A 4,049-nucleotide genomic window follows, 5' to 3' on the forward strand; every position below is an offset into this window, starting at 1 on the left:
GCGTCGTATTCGACCCGCGACTGCGCGAACACGTACGAGTTGCCGAAGTCCGTGAAAAATTCCGCCGTACGGTTGCCGTCGCCGTCGTATTCGTACAGCGACTGGGTCTGCGTGCCGTAATCGACATGTCCCCCGCGGATTTCACGCGAACGCCGATTTCTAGGTCAAACCGCTACGCTTTTTTGTTACCACCGCAAACCCGATATCGCCAACGGTTTGAGACGGTTTTGCCCGCGCTTTGGCATGTGCGTAATGTGTGAGTTCTTCCACGGGGATGGTGCATTTTGAACCAACACGTTATTTCTGCTGTAAATCGGGCGGACGACCGCGCCGGCCGGGGCTGGAATTCGGCATTTGCCGGCGTTGACGGCGGCCGTCACGAACGGCGTGCATCGTGCAATCGTCGACGACTGGATACGCCACGCGATCGACGGAATTCGCGTAATTCACCTCGATGACGTCGAACGCCGGCGCGTCGCCAAACAGCACTTCTGAGATTCGAGCGCAGGGGCAACAACGCCCGCAGAAGCGGGCGTTGTTGCCAACACGATCTAACTTTTCGCAGCCAGTGAAACAGCAAGCGTCTTCTCTATAAATGACGCGCTGCGCTCATTGATCTTCTCACACAGCCAAGTTACTGCATGCTTGGCGTCCGGCGATGCGGTCGACAATGCTTGCACCAGCGCTGCCTTTGACGATGCATTGTTGAGCACGCGCATAAGAGCGATGGACGCCCATTTTGGCGCAACCTGAACGAGCTTTGGCAGCACATCCAACAAACTTCGAACGTAGGTCGCGTCATCAAATGACTCGGCCGCATGGATAAGCGAGAACATTGTCTCGTCGTATGGGGCCGCATCATCCAGATGCAAGAGCAAGGGCACTACGCACTTAGCGTCCGCAAATTGCATAACTTCCGAGATCGACGTCTCGACATCCCTAACAGCCCGCAGCCCTTGCCGGGCAATCGTGTCATCAAGACCGCGCAGCGCATCTTCAACAGTTTTCGTCATCTTTACTGCTTCCCAAAGAGATTTGGATACTTCATCAAATTCTGCCTGACCACTTCCTGCAGTTGCGGCCGAATTTCTGGGTAGAGACCATCCCGCTGATAGATCTGGCGTGCATCCCGAATGCCAGCTGCCAAAGCATCGCGAGGCGCCATAGCAAGATCTGCGGTCGTACCGTATGTGAATGTTTCGCGGTGTCTACCGCCAAGACCAGGAAAGGGTTGCTCCATGTTGAGGGCGATACCGTCACTTTTCGCCGCCCCATATTGAGACATAAAGTTTGCCGACGGAATATGATGCGGCGTAATGTTGTCCCCCTTACTACCGGCGGCGACCAATTCACTATACGTAGCGACATTTCCCTCAGTCGGAAGCAGACTCGTCGAGTTCGTTACATTAGCCCCTCGACGCACGCTCGCCAATGAATTGCTACGTGCTCCACCCGGAGCCCAAAGTGCATCCAGCGGTCCGGCCGCATCAGCAACAAGCCCCGCGTATCAGCGCTCCCCGTAGCCTGGATAGCAGCGTTCGCCATCAGCCCGCCAATCGGCTGATTACTCTGAGCATCCATGAAACGCAGGAACGCTGCATCATCGCTCGCGCGTCTCGCCGCGGTGCCGTCAATCGCCACCAGCTTCGGCGTGTCGTCGAATGGGGCAAGACCCGGTACCTTAAGGCGATCAAGCCGTGCGTTCGACTGAGCTTGAGCTTCGCTGCCCAGTCGTGCAAGGATATCGTTTCCGCCTGTCGCCGGCGAATCGTCCGACCAGCCGTTCGTCCCATGACCGAAGTCCAGACCCGCCGTATTGAGCCGTGCGGCCGTAGCCGCGTGCTCCGCCCGTTGACCCGCCAGCGCCCAGTTCGCCGCGCCTGCAAACTCGCGACCGAGTTGCTGCTTCAGTGCCTGGTCCTGCGCTCGTGACGCCGCCAGTGCGCCATTGGCAAGCTGACCAAACTGATCCTGCAAGCCACCCACAAACGCCTGCTCGCGAAGACCTGCCTGCAGCGACAGGTTCCAGTTCGCCAGCTTCGCGAACTGCGCGCCCGCATCGCCCCCGTACGCCTGCCGGACCATGTCGTCAACATTGCCACCGGGCCCATAAAGCGTACTGGTCGATGCATTGGCGACGCGATCCACGACGAGATTGCCAATGGTGCTCGCGACGGCATCCATCGAGATCGCGCCAACATTGCGCCCAACATTGCGCCCTTCGCTTTCCTTTGATACTGCGCTTACGTCATTGAGACTTCTCTAACAGAGCATTCTCGACTACGTATGTACCAAATTCTTTATTGCAACATATGCTGCAAACGCGACGAACGCAACTACAGCGATCCACCAGCGAATTTTATCTGCGCGAGTCTTCGGAGAATTCGTGAGCATTGTTACCACCCAAATCCCAGATTAGTCCACTTTGTCGCGTAGCCAAGGCTAGCCTGCAAAGGACTGTTCGTCTTCCCGACATTCACCCCTACACCGAATCCGGCAATGGTTGCCGTTCCGTTTCCAGGCGAAACGAGAATGCCCCCTCCCAAACCTCGATAAGCAGCAATCCCACCTCCCGCGTATCCAGACGCAAAGTCATCTACCTGTCCGGGCGCTAGATGCGAGGTGTTGAGATAGCCAACCGAAACACTTGCACCAGCGTTTAGCGGATTTGGCATCACCAAATTCAGACCCACTGCGCCATACAGGCTCCCACTTCTAGTGAGCGTGATAGATCCCGACCCAACGAAGTAGTCCACCTGCAACGTCACGAAGTCAGGTGCGCGAAGACCGTCAATCGTTGCTGCCGTTTGTGGACTAGCGTAGCTCGGCCCGTTACCGATGCTGTTGAGTGCCAGCGTGGCAAGACTGATATCTCCTCCTACCTCGGGAGTTGACCATCTCGGCATCGTATTGTCGTATGACACGCCAATCAAACCACTCGGCACCGCACCCGTTTCGTAGCGAGACCCGACACCCGTCACCAGAATGTTGAGCTCACCCAACGCCGGACGCACATCAGCCGAATTCCAGGCCTGCACCTGCAACTCGGCGATACGCTGCGCACGCGCCTGCTCGACATTGAAAGAAGCGCCACCATACGCGCTTGGCATGTCGCCCACGTAGCCGTTCGCTGCGCGGCCTGTGCCCGCCGTCGTCGCCTGTCCCTGCAATGCCAGATTCCAGCCTGCCATTCCTGCAAACTGGTTGCCCGCGTCAACGTTATAGCTTTGCTGCGTCGTCTGTCGAACGAGGTCGTCATAGTTGCCACCGGCCCCAAACAGCCCACTCATGCTGCCATTTGTGCCGGTTGCGTTGACGCCCGTTTTTCCGACACTAGCCGCCTGCACCTGATCGACTACGAGGCTGCCGATCGTGGCGGCCACCGCATCCATCGAGATTGCGCCAACATTGCGCCCAAGGCTTCCACCACGCACGATTGTACTAGCAGCCCCTGCAGCTATTCCCGCACCCATGCCCGTTACAAACCTGCCTGGATCCGAGCCCATGTCAAAGCCCAAGTTGCTGCCGCCGACATTAATCGTCCGTGCCGCCTGGAAGCCGACCCCAGATGCCACAGCGGACGCTGCCATGCCCTTCCAGTCAAACCCGCGCTGAGCACCAACAGCGAGCGCCATACCCTGAGTCGCCGCTGAACGCACCGCCCCCCGAGCAGCCGCGGTCCAGAAGCTGGTGGCAGGGGCCGCCGCCGCCCCGATACCAGCTGACACAGCTCCAATTGCCATCCCCTTCCAGTCAAATCCATGCTGCTCGCCTGCGGCGATCATGACGCCCTGCGTCGCGGCCGCTCCCGCGGCGCCAATCAGCATTGCGCCAACAATGCTGCCCGTACCCATCGACACGACCGATACCGCGACCGCGATGACTACCGCGAAAATCTGGGCCACCCCACCACATCCCCCATCCTTCCCCGGCGGAGGCGGCGGATCCGGCAAGGTCGGCTGCGTATTGCCGATCGCCTTGCCCGGGTCATACGGCTTGAACGTCGTCGCCGTATTGTGCACGTTCGTGACCTGGTTGGGCACCGTCAG

At 58.8% G+C, this 4,049-nt stretch carries 5 protein-coding genes; all 5 read right to left on the reverse strand.

Annotated features, from left to right (window positions below; all coding sequences use genetic code 11):
• Positions 1-297 precede the first annotated feature (297 nt).
• Positions 298-489: a hypothetical protein gene (locus tag HDG39_RS34345; protein ID WP_184012699.1), complete on the reverse strand. Its 192-nt coding sequence runs from the start codon at positions 487-489 to the stop codon at positions 298-300.
• A gap of 62 nt (positions 490-551) precedes the next feature.
• Positions 552-1,013 carry an Imm30 family immunity protein gene (locus HDG39_RS34350; protein WP_184012700.1) on the reverse strand — a complete coding sequence of 154 codons (462 nt, stop codon included), beginning with the start codon at positions 1,011-1,013 and terminating at the stop codon, positions 552-554.
• A gap of 2 nt (positions 1,014-1,015) precedes the next feature.
• Positions 1,016-1,348, reverse strand: a complete 333-nt coding sequence (locus tag HDG39_RS34355) for a hypothetical protein (RefSeq protein WP_221305969.1) — start codon at positions 1,346-1,348, stop codon at positions 1,016-1,018.
• A gap of 53 nt (positions 1,349-1,401) precedes the next feature.
• Entirely contained in the window at positions 1,402-2,184 is a 783-nt protein-coding gene (locus HDG39_RS34360; protein WP_184012702.1) for a hypothetical protein, read from the reverse strand.
• A 212-nt stretch (positions 2,185-2,396) separates the two neighbouring features.
• Positions 2,397-4,049: hypothetical protein (locus HDG39_RS34365; protein WP_221305970.1), on the reverse strand; the 1,653-nt coding region annotated here is incomplete at its 5' end.

The organism is Paraburkholderia lebeckiae (genome assembly GCF_014201005.1).
In the GTDB taxonomy this organism is placed as follows: Bacteria; Pseudomonadota; Gammaproteobacteria; order Burkholderiales; family Burkholderiaceae; genus Paraburkholderia; species Paraburkholderia tuberum.